Origin of the sequence: Streptomyces sp. LN549 (assembly GCF_043203805.1) — a bacterium.
Classification (GTDB): Bacteria; Actinomycetota; Actinomycetes; order Streptomycetales; family Streptomycetaceae; genus Streptomyces.
Genome location: NZ_JAZHRI010000002.1, coordinates 6,164,532 through 6,183,895, shown reverse-complemented (window position 1 = coordinate 6,183,895; position 19,364 = coordinate 6,164,532). Strand labels below are relative to the sequence as shown.

The window sequence follows — 19,364 nt, the reverse complement described above, 5'->3', positions numbered from 1 at the left end:
AGATGCCGGCAGCGTGCCCGTGTCAGGCGAGGCCGAGTTCCTGGTCGATGAAGGCGAGGACGTCGTCGGCGGAGGCCTCGTCGAGCGAGTCCCGCACGGCGGCCACCCCCGTTTCGCCGCTCTGGAGGGTGGTCAGGGTGTCGAGGAGGGTCTGCAGCCGTGAGGTGATGCGGCTGCTGCGGATCTCCTCGATGTCCAGCGCCCCGACCAGTTCCTCGAACCGGTCGACCTCCGCGAGGATCGGCGTTGCCGTGTCGTCGCTGTCGGGGAAGAGCCGGGTGTGCAGGTGGTCCGCGAGCGCGGTGGGTGTGGCGTAGTCGAAGACCAGCGTCGCGGGCAGCTGGGTGCCGGTGGCGGCGGTCAGGGCCTGGCGGAGCTCCACGGCGGCGACGGAGTCGAAGCCGAGGTCCTCGAAGGCGCGTTGCGGGTCGAGTTGGGAGGGTGCGTCGTAGCCGAGCAGGGTCGCGACGCGGGTGCGTACGAGGTCGAGCAGCGCACGGCCGCGCTCGGCGACGGAGAGGCCGGCGAGCTGTGCCATCAGACCGTCCGCGCCGGAGGCCGCGGAGTCCGGCTCGGCGGAGAGGATCTCCGTCACGTCGTCGAGTGCGTCGAGCAGCGGGCGGGGGCGGGCGAGCGTGTACGTGGGGGCGAAGCGGGACCAGTCGAATTCGGCGACGACGAGATGGCTCTCGTCGTGCTCCAGGGCCTGCTTCAGTGCGCCGATGGCGAGGTGGGGGTCCATGGCGGGTGCGCCGATGCGCTCCATCACGGCGCTGAGTTCGGCGTCGACCATGCCACCCTGCCAGGAACTCCAGGCCACGGAGGTGGCGGTGAGTCCGCGGGCGCGGCGGCGGTGCGCGAGGGCGTCGAGGTGGGCGTTGGCGGCGGCGTAGGCGGCCTGCCCTGCGCTGCCCCAGACGGCGGCGCCGGAGGAGAAGAGCACGAAGGCGTCGAGGGGGCGGTCACCGAGGAGGTCGTCGAGGTGCTGGGCACCGGTGACCTTCGCATGGCCGACGGCCGCGAACTCGTCGTCGGTCAGTTCGGTGAGGGGTGCCATGCGCTGCATGGCACCGGCGGCGTGCACGACGGTGGTCAGGGGCAGTTCCTCGGGTACGGCGTCGAGGACCCGGGCCAGTGCGGCGCGGTCGGTGACATCGCAGGCGGCGAGGGTCACCCGGGTGCCGCCCGCCTCCAGTTCGGCCGCCAGTTCGCGGGCGCCGGCGGCCGCGTCGCCGTGCCGGCTGAGGAGCAGCAGGTGCGGGATGCCGTCGGCGGCGAGCATGCGGGCGACGTGGGCGCCGAGGCCGCCGGTGCCGCCGGTGATCAGGGCGGTGCCGTGCGACGGGCGGGCCCGGACCGGGGTGCGGTCGCCCAGGGGGGCACGGACCAGGCGTCGGGCGAGGAGGCCGTCGGAGCGCAGGGCCACCGCGTCCTCGCCGGTGGCGCCCGAGAGCACGTCGCAGAGGCGGCGCAGGTCGGCGGAGCCCGGTTCGGCGGGGAGGTCGACGGTGCCGCCCCAGGTGTCGGGGTGGTCGAGGGCGAGGCCGCCACCGAGGCCCCAGAACTGGCTCTGTGCCGGGGCGGTCAGCTCGGCGGAGCGGGACGTGGCGACGGCTGACTGCGTGGCGCACCAGAGCCTGGGGGCGTCCGGGGTGTCGGCGAGGGCCTGCACGAGGGTGACGGTGGCTGTGAGGCCGCGGGTGAGATGGGGGTGTTCGGGTTCGGGGCGTTCGTCGAGGGCGAGCAGGGACAGGACGCCTGCGGCGGGCTGTGCGGCGAGCCGTTCGGCGAGGTCGGCACGGCTCTGTCCGGGGACCGCTTCGATGACGTGCGGGGAGGCGCCGCGTTCGATGAGTGCGGCCAGGATCGCGGTGACCGTGGGGGTGTCGGCCTGTCCTTCGGCGACGGCGACGAGCCAGGGGGCGTCGAGCGCGGTGGCGGGGGCGGCGGGCGTGGTGACGGGCTGCCAGACGACGCGGTAGCGCAGGTCGTCGAGAGCCGCCCTCTCCTGGTGGAGCCGGCGCCAGCGCGCCATCGCGGGCAGCACCTCTGCGAGTGCGGTCTCGGTGACCGAGAGCCGGTCGGCGAGTGCGGCGACGTCCTGCTGGTCGACGGCCTCCCAGAATGCGGCCCCGGCCGGGTCGGCGGCCCTGTTCGTCGTGTCCTGCGCCTCGGGGCGCTCCAGCCAGTGGCTGCGGCGCTGGAAGGGGTAGGTGGGGAGAGTGACGCGATGGGCGCCCCGGCCCGCGAAGAGGCCGTTCCAGTCAACAGAGGTGCCGTGCGCGTGGGCATGGGCCACGGCGGTGATCAGGGTGCGTTCCTCGTCGCGGGTGCGGCGCAGGACGGGGACGCACAGGGTCTCGTCGGCGGGCGTCAGGCAGTCGGCCGCCATGGGGGTGAGCGCCGCGTCCGGGCCGATCTCGATGAGAACACGGACCCCTTCGGCGTGCAGGGTGCGTACGCCGTCGCGGAAGCGGACCGCTTCGCGGACGTGGCGGACCCAGTAGTCGGCCGAGGTCAGTTCGTCGGGTCCGGCGAGCCGGCCCGTCACGTTGGAGACGACGGGCAGCCGGGGTGCGTGATACGTCATCCGGGCGGCGACGTCCCTGAATTCGTCGAGCATCGGTTCCATGAGCGGCGAGTGGAAGGCGTGCGAGACGTTCAGGCGCTTCGTCCGGCGCCCCAGCGCGGTGAAGTGCTCCGCGACCGCGAGCGTCTCCTTCTCCGCCCCCGACACCACGACGGCCGACGGACCGTTCACCGCCGCCAGTGCCACCCCCTCACCCAGCAACGGCACCACCTCGTCCTCCGACGCGGCCACCGCCACCATCACCCCGCCCGCGGGAAGCGCCTGCATCAACCGGCCACGTGCCACGACGAGTTCAGCCGCATCCGCCAACGACAGCACGCCCGACACATGCGCGGCCGTGATCTCACCGACCGAGTGGCCCAGCAGGGCGTCCGGACGCACGCCCCAGGACTCCGCCAGCCGGAACAGTGCCGTCTCGACCGCGAACAGACCGGCCTGGGCGAACATCGTCCCGCTCAGCAGGCCGGCGTCCTCACCCCAGACCACGTCACGCAACGAACGCCCCAACCGGGCATCCAGCTCGGTGAGAACCGCGTCGAACGCCTCCGCGAACACCGGGAACGCCTCATACAGCTCCCGGCCCATACCAAGACGCTGCGCACCCTGACCCGTGAACAGGAACGCCGTCAGACCCTCCGCCGACGAACCCGCCGACGTGACGACATCCGCACACTCCCGGCCCGCCACCAGATCGGACAACGCACGCACCGCCGCCTCACGGTCCGCGGACAGCACCACCGCACGGTGATCCAACACCGCACGCGTCGTCGCCAACGAATAACCGACATCCACCAACGCCTCGTCCGGGTGCGCCTCCACATGGGCAAGGAGGCGACCGGCCTGCGCCGCGAGGGCTTCGGGGGTCTTGGCGGAGAGCGGCAGCGGGATCAGCGAGGACGTGACGGTGGGCGGGGCTTCGGGTTCGCCCTCCTCGGCCGCCGGCGCCTCCTCGATGATGACGTGGGCGTTGGTGCCGCTGAGCCCGAAGGCGGAGACCGCGGCGCGGCGGGGGTGCCCGCGGTCGGGCCAGGCGATGGCGTCGGTGAGCAGGGAGATGTTGCCCGTGGTCCAGTCGACGTTCGGCGTCGGGCCGTCCACGTGGAGGGTCCGGGGCAGGATGCCGTGACGCATGGCCTGCACCATCTTGATGATCCCGCCGACGCCTGCGGCTGCCTGGGCGTGCCCGATGTTCGACTTGACCGAGCCGAGCCACAGCGGCTGGTCGGCGGGGCGGCCCTGGCCGTACGTGGCGAGCAGGGCCTGGGCCTCGATCGGGTCGCCGAGCGTGGTGCCGGTGCCATGGGCCTCGACCGCGTCGACCTGGTCGGCGGTGAGCTGGGCGGCTGCGAGGGCCTGGTGGATGAGCCGTTGCTGTGCGGGGCCGTTGGGGGCGGTGAGGCCGTTGCTGGCCCCGTCGGAGTTGACGGCGCTGCCGCGGACCACGGCGAGCACGCGGTGTCCGTTGCGCCGGGCTTCGCTGAGCCGTTCGACGACGAGCATGCCGACGCCTTCGCCCCAGCCGGTGCCGTCGGCGGCCGCGGCGAAGGACTTGCATCGGCCGTCGGGGGCGAGGCCGCGTTCCTGGCTGAAGCCGACGAAGGAGGTGGGTGTGGCCATCACGGTGACGCCGCCGACCAGGGCCAGGTCGCACTCGCCCGTACGCAGCGACTTGACCGCCCAGTCGAGGGCGACGAGGGAGGAGGAGCAGGCGGTGTCGACGGTGACGGCCGGGCCCTGGAGTCCGAGGGTGTAGGAGACACGTCCGGAGGCGACGCTGGCCAGGCCGCCGGTGCCGCCGTCGGTGGCGTAGTCGTGGTAGACGACGCCGGCGAACACACCGGTGAGGGAGCCCTTGAGGGAGAGCGGGTCCACTCCGGCGTGCTCCAGCGCCTCCCATGACGTCTCCAGCAGCAGCCGCTGCTGGGGGTCGGTCTCCCGGGCGTCCTTGGGGCTCATCCTGAAGAAGTCGGCGTCGAACCGGTCGGCCTCGTGGAGGAAGCCGCCCTCGCGGGCGTACGTACGTCCGGGCGTGGCGGGTTCGGGGTCGTACAGCCCGTCCACGTCCCAGCCGCGGTTGACCGGAAAGGTCGTGATGCCGTCCCGGCCCTCGGCCACCAGGTCCCACAGCTGGTCGGGGGTGGTCACGCCGCCGGGGTAGCGGCAGCTCATGCCGACGATCGCCATCGGCTCGTGTTCCCTGGCCTCCGCTTCCCGCAGACGGCGCTTCACCTGCCGCAGGTCGGCCGTGGCCCGCTGGAGGTAGTCGCGAAGCTTGTCCTGGGTTGCCATCTGTACCTCAACCAATCTCGGTGCGGGTGTCAGCCGTGCCGGCGGAACCGGTGCCGTGACCGGCAGTGGTGTGCGCGACGGGGCAAAGCGTGTCGGTGGTGGGCGCGGTGTCGGGGCGGGGCGCCGAGGCCGAGGGGTCCGACGGTCGTGTCGGGCGGGTCGCCGACGGGTCCGACGGCCCTGCCGGACGGGGAGCCGACGGGGCAGACGGTCCTGTCAGGCGGGGAGCCGAGGGGGCAGACGTTCCTGCCCGGCGAGGCTCCGGTCGGTCCGACGGGCGTGTGGATGGGGGCACTAGAGGAGTCCGATCTCCTGGTCCAGCACGTCGAACAGTTCGTCGTCGGTGACCGAGTCGAGTGCGTCGTCCTCTTCCCCGGCGCGGCTGATGCCGTCGCCGTGGGTGTCGTGCCAGCGGCGCAGCAGCGCTTCCAGGCGGGAGGTGATGCGCGGGCGGTCCCCGGCGTCGGGCCGTGCGGCGGTGAGGCTCGCGTCGAGCTGGTCGAGCATCTCCAACAGGGCGCCGGAGTCGTCCTGTTCGTCGGATCCGTCGCCGATCAGTCCGGTGAGGTGGGCCGCGACGGCGCGGGAGTCCGGGTGGTCGAAGACGAGGCTGGCGGGAAGGCTGAGGCCGGTGGCGCTGCCGAGCCGGCGGCGCAGTTCGACGGCGGCCAGTGAGTCGAAGCCGAGGTCCTGGAAGGCCCGGTCGGCACCCACTGCCTCGGGCGTGGGGTGGCCGAGCAGGGTGGCCACGTGTGAGCGGACCAGCTCCAGCAGGATGCGGCCCCGTTCGTCCTCGCCCCGCCCGGCGAGGCGCCTGTGCAGGTCGGCTGCGGCGGAGAGGCCGGTGCCCGGCAGGGTTCCGGGGCGGCCGGGAGTGCGGACCAGTGTGCCGAGCACGGGTGGCAGATGGCCGGCCAGGGAGCGCAGGGCGCCCTGGTCGGGGTGGAGGGCGAGCAGGGAGGCGGTCCGGGTGCGCAGCGCGTCGTCGAGGAGCGCCGTGGAGCGCTCGGTGGTCAGCGGCAGGAGCCCGGTGCCGGCGCGTGAGCTGTGCTCGTCCGCGGGGTCGGTGGTGGCGTCCCCCGGGGCGAGAGCGACGGCCGTGGCGGGGAGGCCGAGGGCGTGCCGGTGCCGGGCGAGGGCGTCCAGGAAGGTGTGCGCGGCAGCGTTGTGGGCCGCACCGGCTCCGTGGACGAGGCCGTGGGTCGAGGTGAGCAGGACGAAGGCCGACAGGCCGAGGCCGGTGGTGAGTTCGTGCAGGTTCCAGGCGGCGTCGGCGTGATGGCGCAGTGCGTCGTCCAGGAGGTGCGGGGTGTGCTCGCCGATCGGTGCGCTCTCCCCGGCGGGGCCCGTGTGGACGACGGCGGTGAGCGGCCGGCCGTCGGGAAGGCCGGCCAGCAGCGCGGCGAGCGCGGCGCGGTCGGCGGGGTCGCAGTCGCTGAGCACCAGTTCGGCATCGGTGCCGTCGGTGAGCGCGTCCGTCGCTCCGGGTGCGGCGCCGCCGCCGGCGACGAGGACGCGGCCGGCGCCGTGTGCGGTGACGAGGTGGCGGGCCAGCGCAGCGCCCGTTGCGGAGAGTCCGCCGGTGACGAGCACCGTGCCCCCGGACGGGAGGGGCGCCGCGTCGGCGCCCGGTTCCGCCGGGACCAGCCTCGGGACGAGTACGGTGCCGCCCCGGACGGCGAGTTCGTCGGCACCGGTGGCGAGCGCGTCCGGCAGCGCGGTCGACGAGGCGTCCAGCCCGTCCACGTCGGCGAGGACGAACCGTCCGGGGTGTTCGCTCTGCGCCGCCCGGACGAGGCCCCATACGGCCGCGTGGCGGACGTCCGGCGCCTCGTCCCCCGCCGCGACGGCGTGCCGGGTGACGACGACCAGCCTGGCCGATCCTCCGTCCGGCGCGTGGCGGAGGAATTCCCGCATGTGGGCCAGGACTTCGGCGGTGCGGGTACGTACGGCGTCCGGCACATCGCCGGAGGGGGCGGGCAGCGGCAGCAGGACGAAGTCCGGGGCGTCCCCGTCCAGGGGGTCGCGCGGGTCGAAGGCCGGGAAGGGGAGGCCGGTGCGCGGGTCGTCGAGGGGTCCGGCGGCGGCGAGCACGGCGGTCCTGGATCCGAGGTCGGCGATGTCGACGGGCGCGGGCGCCCACTCCAGCCGGTACAGCGCGCCCACGGGGGCGCCGGTGGTCAGTTCGGCCGGGGTGACGGGCTTCCATGCGACGTCCGCGGCCGTCAGTACGGGCCGGCCCTGGCCGTCCGCGATGTCGAACGACGCCCGGTCCGGGCCGGTCGGCCGGACCCGTATCCGCAGTTCGGTGGCGCCGGCGCGGTGCACCTGCACACCGGTCCAGGCCGCAGGGCTCAGTGGCGCGTCGCCGTCCGGCTCCGCGCCGGCGGGCAGGGATCCGAAGCGGGCCAGCTGGACGGCGGCATCGAGCAGGACCGGGTGCAGCGCGCACTGCTCACGGGCCGTGTTCTCGTCGAGTACGGCGTCGGCGAAGAGTTCGTCCCCGCGCCGCCAGGCGGCAGTGAGGGTACGGAAGGCCGGGCCGTGTCCGTGGCCGAGGGCGAACAGCCGGTCGTAGAGGCTGCCCGGATCCACCGGGGTGGCGCCGGGCGGCGGCCAGGTGGTCGTTTCCCCGGCCGGCTCGGCGGCGGGCTGGGCGAGGACTCCCCGGGCGTGCCGGATCCAGGCCGCGTCTTCGTCTCCCGACTGCGCACCCCGTGTCCTGGAGTGGATCTCGACCGTGCGGCGGCCGTCGTCCGCGGGCGCGCCGACGGTGACGCGCAGTGCGGCGCCGGGGCCGGCCGTGAGCGGCAGTTGCGCCGTCACGGTCAGCTCGTCCAGGCGGGGGCAGCCCGTCTCCGTTCCGGCGCTCAGCGCGAGGTCGGCGAACGCCGCGGCGGGCAGGACGGGGGTCCCCAGCAGGTCGTGGTCGTCGAGCCAGGGCAGTTCGGAACGGTTCAGCCGGCCGGTCAGGAGGGCGCCGCCGTCGGGGAGCGCCACGACCGCACCGAGCAGCGGGTGTTCCGTCGCGCCGAGTCCGGCGGCGGTGAGGTCGGCCCCGGCCCGTTCGGGCAGCGCCCAGAACGGCTCGCGGCGGAACGCGTACGTCGGCAGTTCGATGCGGCGCGCCCCGGTCCCGGCGAAGAACTTCGCCCAGTCGACCGGAACATGGCGTACGTGGGCGAGCGCGAGGGCTCCCGCGATTTCCGCCGCCTCGTCGCGGTCGCGGCGGGAGAGCGGCAGGAACGCGGCAGCGGTCGTCTCGGGCAGGCAGGCGGGGCCGAGGGCGGCCAGTGCCGCGTCCGGACCGATCTCCAGGTACGTGGTGACTCCCGCCTCGTCCAGGGTGCGTACGGCGTCGGCGAACCGTACGGCTTCCCGTACGTGCCTGACCCAGTGCGCGGGGTCGGCGAGGTCGGCGGCCGTCACTGCACGCCCGGTCAGTGTGGAGACGAGCGGGACGGACGGCTCGGACACCGTCATCCCTGCGGCGGCGCGCGCGAAGTCGGCCAGCATGGGTTCCATCAGCGGCGAGTGGAAGGCGTGCGACACCCGGAGCGGCTTGGCCGGGCGGCCCAGCGCCGCGAAGTGGTCCGTCACGGCCCGTACGGCGGCGGCCGTGCCCGACACGACGACGGATTCGGGACCGTTGACGGCGGCGACGGCGACCTCGCCGGTGAGAAGCGGTGCCACCTCGTCCTCGCTCGCCCGCAGCGCGGCCATGGCCCCGCCCTCCGGCAGTGCCTGCATCAGCAGGCCGCGCGCGGTGACCAGGCGTGCGGCGTCCGGCAGCGACAGGGCCCCTGAGACGTGGGCAGCGACCAGTTCGCCGATGGAGTGACCTGCGAGGAAGTCGGGGCGGACGCCCCAGGACTCGAGGAGGCGGAACTGTGCCACCTCGAAGGCGAACAGCGCGGCCTGCGTGTACCCGGTGCGGTTCAGGGCGGCTTCGTCCTCGCGGACGACGGCGGCGAGCGGCCGGCCGAGGTGGACGTCGAGCGCGGCCACGGCCTCGTCGAAGGCATGCGCGAAGACGGGGTGGGTGCGGTGGAGCCGCTCGCCCATGCCGAGGCGTTGGGCACCCTGGCCGGAGAAGAGGAACGCGGTCGGTCCGCCGCCGGTGCGTCCGGTGTCCTGTGCGGCCACGAGCGAGGCCGTGGAGCCGCCTTCCGCGAGCACGGCCAGGTCGCGCAGGGCCTGCGCGCGGTCGGTGACCAGGAGCGCGGCGCGCTGTTCCAGGGGGGTGCGGGTGGTGGCCAGGGAGTGGGCGACGTCGAGTGCGGTCGCGCCGGGCCGGGCCTCCAGGTGGGTCAGCAGCCGCCCGGCCTGGCGGGCTATGCCCTCGGGGTCGCGGGCCGACAGGAGCCACGGCACGGGGACGGCGTGCTCAACGGCGGCAGAGGCGGCGTCGGCCCCGGTCGACGCTGCGGCCTCGGGGGTGGCCTCGGCCCCGGTCGACGCTGCGGCACGGCGATCGGCCGTCGGCGCCTCGATGATCACGTGGGCGTTGGTGCCGCTGATACCGAACGACGAGATTCCCGCGCGGCGCGGACGGTCCAGTTCGGGCCACGGGCGCGGCTCCGTCAGCAGCGTGACGTCGCCGGTCTCCCAGTCGACCTGGGACGAGGGCTCGTCCAGGTGGAGCGAGGTCGGCAGGACGCCGTGCCGCATCGCTTCGACCATCTTGATCACCCCGGCGATGCCGGCGGCGGCCTGGGCGTGCCCGATGTTCGACTTGATCGACCCGAGGTACAGCGGCCTGCCCTCGACGCGGTCCTGACCGTAGGTGGCGAGCAGGGCCTGCGCCTCGATGGGGTCGCCCAGGGTGGTCCCGGTGCCATGGGCCTCGACGGCGTCCACATCTGCGGCGCCGAGTCCCGCGTTCGCGAGGGCCTGGCGGATGACGCGCTGCTGGGACGGGCCGTTGGGGGCCATGAGCCCATTACTGGCTCCGTCCTGGTTGACGGCGCTGCCGCGCAGGACGGCCAGGACCGGATGCCCGTTCCGGCGGGCATCGGAGAGCCGCTCGATCACGAGCACGCCCGCCCCCTCGGACCAGGCGGCGCCGTCGGCGGCCGAGGAGAACGAGCGGCACCGGCCGTCACGGGACAGCCCGCGTTGCCGGGCGAACTCGATGAACGTCTCGGGGGTCGACATGACGGTCACACCGCCGACCAGGGCCAGCCCGCATTCGCCCGACCGCACGGCCTGGGCGGCCAGGTGCAGCGCGACCAGGGACGACGAGCACGCGGTGTCGACGGCCAACGAGGGCCCTTCGAGACCGAAGGTGTACGAGACGCGGCCGGGGCCCAGCGATCCGGCGGCGCTGTTGCCCGCGTAGTCGTGGTACATCGTGCCGGTGAAGACGCCGGTCGCGGTGCCCTTGAGCGAGAGCGGATCGATCGTCGCCCGCTCCATCGCCTCCCACGCGACCTCCAGCATCAGCCGGTGCTGCGGGTCGCTGGTCAGCGCGTCGTTCGGGCTGATCCCGAAGAAGCCGGGGTCGAAGTCGGCGGCGTCGTGCAGGAATCCACCGTGGCGTACGTAGCAGGTGCCGGGCCGGGCGGACTCCGGGTCGTAGAGCCGTTCCAGGTCCCAGCCGCGGTTGCGTGGGAACTCGGTGATGGCGTCGACACCGTCGTCGACGAGCCGCCACAGGTCTTCGGGCGAGCGCACACCGCCGGGGTACCGGCAGGCCATGGAGACGATGACCACGGGATCGTCGTCGGCGGACGGTGCGGCGACTACGGCGGCTGCGGTGGTGCTGTCGCCCGCGAGCAGGGTGTCCAGGTGCCCGGCGACGGCACGGGCGTTGGGGTGGTCGAAGACCAGGGTGGCGGGCAGCCTCAGCCCGGTCGCGGAGGCGAGCTGGTTACGCAGCTCCATCGCGGTCAGGGAGTCGAACCCGATCTCGGTGAAGGCCCGGTCGGGCTCCACGTCGGCCGCCGACCCGTGGCCGAGCACGGAGGCCACCTGGGCCCGCACGAGGTCGAGCAGAGCGCGCAGTCGCTCCTTGGGCGCGAGAGCGGCCAGACCGGACCGGGGCTCCCGAGCGGGTGCGGCGGAGGTGGCACGCGCCTTGCGGTGTACCAGGCCGGACAGGATCGGCGACGGCGGCTCCGCCGCGCGCAGGGTCCTGAGGTCGAGGCGGACCGGGAGGAGCAGCGCGTCGTCCGACTGCCCGGCCTCGTCCAGCAGTGCCAGTGCGTGAGCCGGCACGAGGGGTTCCACGCCGGAGCGGCTCATACGTCGCAGATCGGTGCCGTCCAGCCCGCTCGCCATGCCGTCGCCGTCGGCCCACAGTCCCCACGCGAGCGACTGCCCCGGGCGGCCGAGCCCCTGCCGCAGGACGGCGAGGGCGTCCAGGAAGGCGTTGCCGGCGGCGTAGTTGGCCTGCCCCGGATTGCCGAGGACGCCCGCGACGGAGGAGAAGAGTACGAACGCGGACAGGTCCAGATGGGCCGTCAGTTCGTGGAGGTTCCATGCAGCGTCGATCTTCGGCCGCAGTACGCGGGCCAGTTGGCCGGCGGTGAGCGAGCCGAGGGTGGCATCCTCCAGCACCCCTGCGCAGTGGACGACCGCCGTCGGCGGGTGCGAGGTCAGCAGGGCGCGGACGGCCTCCGGGTCGGCGAGGTCACACGCGGCGACGGTGACCTCGGCTCCCAGACCTGCCAGTTCGGCACCCAGTTCGGCGGCTCCCGGTGCGTGGAGTCCGCGGCGGCCGGTGAGCACCAGCCGCCGGACGCCGTGCGCGGTGACGAGGTGACGGGCGACGAGGGCGCCGAGCGTGCCCGTACCGCCGGTGACCAGCACGGTCGCGTCGTCGCCACTGAACGGGGAGCGGTCCGTCGTGTCCCGTGCCGGCGGGACACGGCGGACCAGTCGGGGCACCCACACGCCGCTTTCCCGGACCGCCGACTCGGGTTCGCCGGAGGCGACCACCGCGGCGACGTCCAGAGGGACGAGGGCGCCGGTTCGGGTGTCGGTACGGGTGTCGGTGTCGGTGTCGGTGTCGGTGTCGGTGTCGGTGTCGGTGTCGGTGTCGGTGAGCAGGATCCGCCCGGGATTCTCGGTCTGAGCAGACCGCACCAGACCGGCGACAGCCGCAGCAGCCGGATGCGTGAGCGTCTCGCCCGGCAGGGCGACCGCTCCCCGGGTGACCACGAGCAGCCTGGTGGACGCGAACCGCTCGTCCGTCAGCCACTCCTGCACGACACCGAGGGCGCGGGCGGTCAGTTCGTGGGCCCCGGACACCATGTCGCCGACGGGCGGCGGGCATTCCCAGACGAGCACGGCAGCCTCGGGCACGGAGCCACCGTCCCGGTCGTCCCAGGGCACGGCGACGACGTCGGGGGCGGCAGCCGGCGTGAGCGGCGTCCATCGCACGGAGTACAGGGAACCGCGCTGTGACGTTCCGGTCGTGGCCGCGACGGACACCGGCCGGGTGACGAGGGCGCCCACGGAGAACACGGGGCGTCCTTCGGTGTCCGCGCCGTCCACGGTGATGCTGTCGGCACCCGATGGTGCGATCCTCACCCGGAGCCGGGCTGCGCCCGTGGCGTGGAGGCGGACGCCCTTCCATGCGAAGGGAAGCTGTGCCGTTCCCTCGTCGCCCGGCATCGCGTCGGCCCCGTCGAGGAGAGAGGCGTGCAGCGCGGCGTCGAGCAGGGCGGGGTGCAGGCCGTAGTGCTCGGCGTCCGGGGCCGACACCTCGGGCAGGGCCACCTCCGCGAAGATCTCGCCGTCGCGCCGCCAGACCGCTTCGAGCCCCTGGAACGCCGGTCCGTACTCGTACCCCTGCACGGCCAACTGGCCGTAGACATCGCCCAGTTCTACCGGAGAGGCATCCTCAGGTGGCCAGATGGAGGCGTCGAAGACGGGTGCCGACGCATCCGGGAGCAGCACACCGTCGGCGTGCAGGGTCCACGGTGTGTCGCCCGCTTCGTCGTCCTCGTGCCGCGCGTGCACAGCGACGCTCCTGGCGCCGGTACCGTCGTCGGCCCCCACCAGGACCCTGACCTGGACGCCGCCGCGGGGCGGCAGCACGAGGGGTGCCTGGAGGGTCAGCTCGTCGAGCACGTCGCATCCGACCTGCGCGCCGGCGCAGAGCGCCAGCTCCACCAGACCCGTCCCGGGGAACAGGACGGACGCGCCCATCCGGTGGTCGGCAAGCCACGGCTGGCTGTCGAGGGACAGCCGCCCCGTCAGCACGGGCCCGTCCGTTCCGGGAAGAGTGACGGCGGCACCGAGCAGGGGGTGGCCGGGCTGGTCCAGCCCCAACGAACCCGCGTCGAGGGCGCCGAGTTCCGCTTCCATCCAGTACCGCTCGCGCTGGAAGGCGTAGGTCGGCAGATCGACACGGCGGGCACCCGAACCATCGAAGAACCGGGCCCAGTCCACCGGAACACCCGCCACATGCAACTGCCCCAACGCCGCCACGGCCGTGGGCAGCTCGGGACGACCCTTGCGCACCAGCGGGACGAAGACCGTCGCCGACTCCGCGTCCACCGACTGCTGCGCCATCCCACTCAGCACACCGTCCGGACCCACCTCGACGAACGACGTCACACCCCGCGACACCACGAACGACACCGCATCCGCGAAACGCACCGCTTCCCGCACATGCCGCACCCAGTACTCCGGCGAACCCCAACCCTCCGACAGATCCCCGGACACACCCGACACCACCGGAATCGACGGGGCACCGAACTCCAGCCCGGCCACCACCGCCCCGAACTCCGCCAACATCGGCTCCATCAACGGCGAATGGAACGCATGCGACACCCGCAACACACTCGTACGACGGCCCTGACCAGCGAACTTCTCCACCAGATCAGCAACCGCCGCCTCCGTACCCGAAACGACCACCGCACGCGGACCGTTGACCGCAGCGATGCCCACCTCACCGTTCAGCAACGGAAGCACCTCAGCCTCCGCCGCCTCCACCGCCACCATCGACCCACCAGCCGGCAACGCCTGCATCAACCGACCACGCGCCACCACCAACTCAGCCGCATCCGCCAACGACAACGCACCAGACACATGCGCGGCCGCGATCTCACCGACCGAGTGGCCGACCAGGAAGTCCGGACGCACACCCCAGGACTCCACCAGCCGGAACAACGCCGTCTCGACCGCGAACAGACCGGCCTGGGCGAACATCGTCCCGTTCAACAGGCCGGCGTCCTCACCCCAGACCACGTCACGCAGCGAACGCCCCAACCGGGCATCCAGCTCCGCGAGCACCGCGTCGAACGCCTCCGCGAACACCGGGAACGCCTCATACAGCTCCCGTCCCATACCGATCCGCTGCGCACCCTGACCCGTGAACAGGAACGCGACCTTGCCCGCCGGCCGCGCCGACCCACGCACCACCGAAGACGACGTCTCGCCCTTGGCCAGTGCGCTCAGGCCCCGTACCAACTCCTCACGGTCCGAAGCCGCGACCACCGCACGATGCTCCAGCACCGCACGCGACACCACCGACGAAAAACCCACATCCAGCAGAGAAGAACCAGAGGACTCGATCCGGGCCAGAAGCTTCCCGGCCTGCCCGGACAGCCCCGCCTCGCTCCGCGCCGACAACACCACCGGAACCACCGGCACTTCAGCGACGGCCACCGGCTCCGGCTCCTCCACCACCGGAGCCTGCTCCACGATCACATGCGCGTTCGTCCCACTCAGACCGAACGACGACACACCCACCCGACGCGGACGATCCCGCTCCGGCCACGCACGCGACTCCGTCAGCAGTTCCACCGCACCCGCAGCCCAGTCCACCTGCGGCGTCGGCACATCCACATGCAACGTCTTCGGCAACACACCATGCCGAATCGCCTCCACCGCCTTGATCACGCCACCCACACCCGCAGCAGCCTGGGTGTGGCCGAGGTTCGACTTCAGCGAGCCCAGCCACAGCGGATCGCCCTCCGGGCGCCCCTGCCCATACGTCGCCAGCAACGCCTGCGCCTCGATCGGGTCACCCAGCCGGGTGCCTGTCCCGTGTGCCTCCACCAGGTCCACGTCCGTGGCGGTCAGCCCCGCGCCCTCCAGCGCCGCGCGGATCACCCGCTGCTGCGACGGGCCGTTCGGTGCCGTCATGCTGCTGGAGGCGCCGTCCTGGTTGATGGCGCTTCCCCGGACCACGGCAAGCACCGGGTGCCCGTTCCGCTGGGCGTCCGAGAGGCGCTCCAGCATGAGGACGCCGACGCCTTCCGAGCAGCCGGTGCCGTCGGCATCGGCGGCGAAGGACTTGCAGCGGCCGTCCTTCGCCATGCCGCGCTGGTGGCTGAAGTAGAGGAACATGTCCGGCGTCGGCATCACCGTCACGCCGCCGACCAGCACCATCGAGCACTCGTCGGACCTCAGTGCCTGGGCGCCCAGGTGCAGGGCAACCAGCGACGACGAGCACGCGGTGTCCACCGTGACCGACGGTCCTTCGAGGCCGAGGGTGTAGGAGACGCGACCCGATACGAGGCTGCCACCGGTCGTGGCGGCGGCCTCGGTGCCCAGGGCGTAGTCGTGGTACATGACGCCGGCGAAGACGCCGGTCCGGCTGCCCTTCAGGGAGAGGGGATCGATCCCCGCACTCTCCACCGCCTCCCAGGACGCCTCCAGCAACAACCGCTGCTGCGGATCCATCCCCAACGCCTCACGCGGCGAAATCCCGAACACCCCGGCATCGAAATCAGCCGCGTCATACAGGAAGCCGCCCTCACGCGTCACCGTACGATTCGGCTTCCCCGGCTCCGGATCGTAAAGCCCCTCCACATCCCACCCACGGTCCACCGGAAACCCCGACACACCGTCCCGGCCCTCCACCACCAGATCCCACAACTCATCCGGAGAACCCACCCCACCCGGATAACGACACGCCATCCCCACGATCGCAATCGGCTCGCCACTGGACTTGCGTTCTGCGGCAGCGAGCCTTTTACGCATGTCGCGCAGGTCGGCTGTCGCCCGGCGCAGATACTCGAGAAGTTTTTCCTCGTTACTCACCGAGCATGCCCTCCTGTGTCATGACGTTCAGCGGACCGCGGACCCGAGCGAATGGCGGAATGAAGAGAATGAAGAGTGGGGCCACTCGGAAAATTACGGTGTCGACGGACCTGTTGCCCACCCCTTAGTCGTGCCCTGGGTCCCCACAATCGGGCCCCTGCCCGACCCCGGTCACCCCAGAGCCGGGGTGGGGTCACCGGACCGTCCCGGCGGGCGGAACACGGCTGACCTGGGTGCCGCCCGACAGGTCTCACCTGCGAGGGAGGGCGCGGGCACGAGCGGCTTGCGCCCAGCCCACAGCCGATGGCGACTTCGGCGCGGCGCCTTCATAGGGGCGGGTAGGGGTACTGGTCCGGGCCTGCCGGGACTAGCGTCGGGGCCAGGTACCCCATTCCTGCCGGGCATGTGGGCGGCCGGCTGTTTCCCGTCTCCGTTCCGGCCCGTCCATTCGTTTCCGCACTGCCACCCATCGGGCGGCTTCCTCGGCACTTCCGTCGATGCCCGCAGGCAGCTCTGCGCCGGGGCACCGGTGCAGTCCGGCGATCCCGGAACAACCATCCACCCCTTCACGCCTGAACCGGAGTCATCATGTGGGATGAGCAGTTCGACATTCTCCTTCGGAAGCAGTTGTCCTTCCTTCCTCCGGATGAGCCGATCACCGGGGACATGGAAATGCGTGAATTCGGTCTCGACTCACTGGGCATGATCGAGCTGCTCGCGGGCCTTGAATCCGCGTACGACGTGCACTTCCGCGACGATGCGCTCTCCCTGGAGATATTCAAGACCCCGGACGTTCTCTGGAACTCGCTGCAACGTCTGCGCTGAGGGCCGCGACCATGCATAGAGTCCCGGCATTGCGACTGCAGGAGGGCGACCGGGCCCGACTGGAGGCGCTGACCCGTATGTCGACCGCGCCGGCCGGGCTCGTACGGCGGGCGCGGATCGTGCTGCTCGCGGCAGGGGGTGCCTCCAACACGGAGGTCGCCACTCTGCTGGGCGTGTCCCGTCCGACCGTCCTCAAGTGGCGTTCCCGGTACGAGGAATCAGGCATCGCGGCACTGGGCGATCTGCCCCGGCCGGGGCGCCCCGCGACGGTGGACGAGGTGGCGGTGCTCGTCGCCACGCTCTGCGACCGCGGTACGCCTCCGGCCCGGCTGCGGGCGCCGTACTGGTCGTCGCGGCTGCTCGCCGGCGAGTTGGGGATCGCCCACTCCACGGTCGCGCGTGTGTGGCGCAAGTGGGGGGTGCATCCGCAACGCCCCGAGACCTTCCAGCTGCCTGCCGTGCCACCTCTGCCGCCCGGCGCCCATCGCGGTGTCGTCGGCGTCTGTCGCGCGGCGCCGTGGAACGCCGTGGTCCTGCGGGCGGACGACCGGGCGGGGCACCGGCCCGAGGAACGGCTCCGCCCCCTGCTGCTCGACCGGGCCGGACCGGGGTCCGACAGGGCCTCCGCGCCGACCACCTTCCTGAACCTCCTGGACGCGGTCGCCCAGGCCCATCCCTACCCGAGGCTGCACGTGCTTCTGGACGGGAACGGAGCGGTGCGGTCCCGGGACGTACGCGAGTGGCTCGCGAGGAACCCCCGGGTCTCCCTGCACCATGCGCCGGCCACCCGCTCCTGGGCCGACCTCACCGAGTTCCTCCTGCGGGTCGCGGGCCCGATGCCGCGTCCCGGTGCGAACGAGTCCGCCCCGGCATCCGGCCGGCCGCCGCACACCCCCACCGACGCCCCGTCGACGCGGCCCCTCGCCGAGATCCGTCGGGGAAGCCCGTACGAGCCGCTCGGCGGTCCGGTGTCCGGCGGGAGCCTCGCGGGCATCGAGCACCGCTCCACCTCATCCATCCACCGCCATCCGGGGAACACTCATGGACCAGACGTCGGCCCACGCCCTCTATGACCGTTTCCTGCGCGGACTCGCGCGGTCCCCGCAGGGGGTGGCCATCCGCGTCGGCGACGCCTCGCTGACGTACCAGGAGCTGCATGACCGGGCGCTGACCTGGGCGGGCTCGCTGCTGGCCGCGCTCCCGGAGCGTCCGGCCGCGGTGGGCGTGCTCGCGGGCAAGGGCCTCGATGCCTACACGGGCATCCTGGCCTGCCTGTTCACCGGGGTGCCGATGGTTCCACTGCAGTCCTCCTTCCCGGTGCTCCGTACCCTCCAGATGCTCGAAGCGGCGGGGGTGGAGGCGCTGATCGTGGACGCCGAGGCAGTCACCGCACTGGAGAAGCTGCGTGCGGAAGGCGTGGCGCTTCCCGCCCTGCTGGACGGGGCGACGGACGGGGCGACGGACGGAGCCGACGGGGTGATCGCCCCCGATCCGGCGGCACGCCTGGCGCGGCCCCACCCGGTCGCACCCGACGACACCGCCTATGTGCTCTTCACCTCCGGTTCCACGGGCCGGCCCAAGGGTGTACCGGTCACGCACGCCAACGGTGCCCACTACTTCGGCCTGCTCGACGCGCGGTACGACTTCGGTCCGCACGACGTGTTCTCCCAGAACTTCGATCTGAACTTCGACTGCGCGATGTTCGACCTGTTCTGCGCGTGGGGCGCCGGCGCCACTCTGGTGGCCGTTCCGGCGGGCGCGTACCGGGACCTTCCCGCCTTCGTCGCCGAACAGGGCATCACCGTCTGGTTCTCCACCCCCAGCGTGATCAGCCTGATCCGTCGCACCGACCAGCTCGCGAACGGTGCCCTGCCCTCGCTGCGCTGGAGCTTCTTCGCGGGCGAGGCGGTGACCTGCCAGGACGTGACTGACTGGCAGCGCGCGGCGACGGGCTCGGCCATCGAGAACCTCTACGGCCCCACCGAGCTGACGATCACCATCACCCGGCACCGCTGGTCGCGTGAGACGTCGCCCGGGATCTCGGTCGCGGGCGTCGTCCCGATCGGTCCGGTACACGCGGGGCACGAGTGGATGCTGGTCGGCGCGGATGGCGAACCGGACGCGCTGGAAGGCGAGTTGTGTGTCGCCGGTCCGCAGCTCACCGCCGGATATCTGGACCCGGCCGATGACGTGGGCCGATTCCTCGACCGGGACGGAGTCCGCTACTACCGGACGGGCGACCGGATCCGGCTGGGCGAGGACGGGCAGCTGCTCTACCTCGGCCGACTGGACCAGCAGGTTCAGGTCCGCGGCGTACGGATCGAACTGGCCGAGATCGACGAGGCGTTGCGCCGGTGCCCGGGGGTCGAGGACGCCGTCGCGGTGCCTGTGCCCTCCGAGGAGGGCATCACGCTGGCCGCGTTCCACACCGGCGAGCCCGTGCCGCCCGTCGTCCTGGCCCGCGAGCTGAGCCGCACGCTCCCACGGGCCGTACTCCCCCAGCGCTTCTTCCACATCGCGGAATTCCCGCTCAACACCAACCGGAAGATCGACCGCCGGGCACTGCTGCGCCGCGCACAGGAACTGCTCGGCCGAACGCACTGAGACCTTGGCGCGACAGGGCTCCGGGGCCCTGCCCGGCAGGGATGAGTACGCGACA

At 72.7% G+C, this 19,364-nt stretch carries 5 protein-coding genes; 3 read left to right on the top strand and 2 right to left on the bottom strand.

Features of this window, described 5'->3' with window-relative positions:
• Positions 1-22 precede the first annotated feature (22 nt).
• On the bottom strand, positions 23-4,894 hold the full coding sequence (locus SH922_RS28010) for a type I polyketide synthase (RefSeq protein ID WP_393060646.1): 4,872 nt from the start codon (positions 4,892-4,894) through the stop codon (positions 23-25).
• A 279-nt stretch (positions 4,895-5,173) separates the two neighbouring features.
• On the bottom strand, positions 5,174-15,880 hold the full coding sequence (locus tag SH922_RS28005; protein WP_393060644.1) for an SDR family NAD(P)-dependent oxidoreductase: 10,707 nt from the start codon (positions 15,878-15,880) through the stop codon (positions 5,174-5,176).
• Positions 15,881-16,468: 588 nt separating this feature from the next.
• On the opposite strand from SH922_RS28005, the gene SH922_RS28000 reads away from it, so the two are divergent.
• Genes SH922_RS28000 through SH922_RS27990 form a run of 3 tightly spaced genes read left to right on the top strand, consistent with a single transcriptional unit; the run spans position 16,469 to position 19,309 of the window.
• Complete coding sequence (locus tag SH922_RS28000; protein WP_393060642.1) at positions 16,469-16,705, top strand: acyl carrier protein; 237 nt, start codon at positions 16,469-16,471, stop codon at positions 16,703-16,705.
• A 29-nt stretch (positions 16,706-16,734) separates the two neighbouring features.
• The gene (locus tag SH922_RS27995) at positions 16,735-17,778 is read left to right on the top strand and encodes a helix-turn-helix domain-containing protein (RefSeq protein ID WP_393060640.1); all 1,044 of its coding nucleotides are present in this window, start codon (positions 16,735-16,737) and stop codon (positions 17,776-17,778) included.
• Entirely contained in the window at positions 17,747-19,309 is a 1,563-nt protein-coding gene (locus SH922_RS27990) for an AMP-binding protein (RefSeq protein WP_393060638.1), read from the top strand. The genes SH922_RS27995 and SH922_RS27990 overlap by 32 nt, the downstream gene beginning before the upstream one ends.
• Positions 19,310-19,364: the final 55 nt, after the last annotated feature.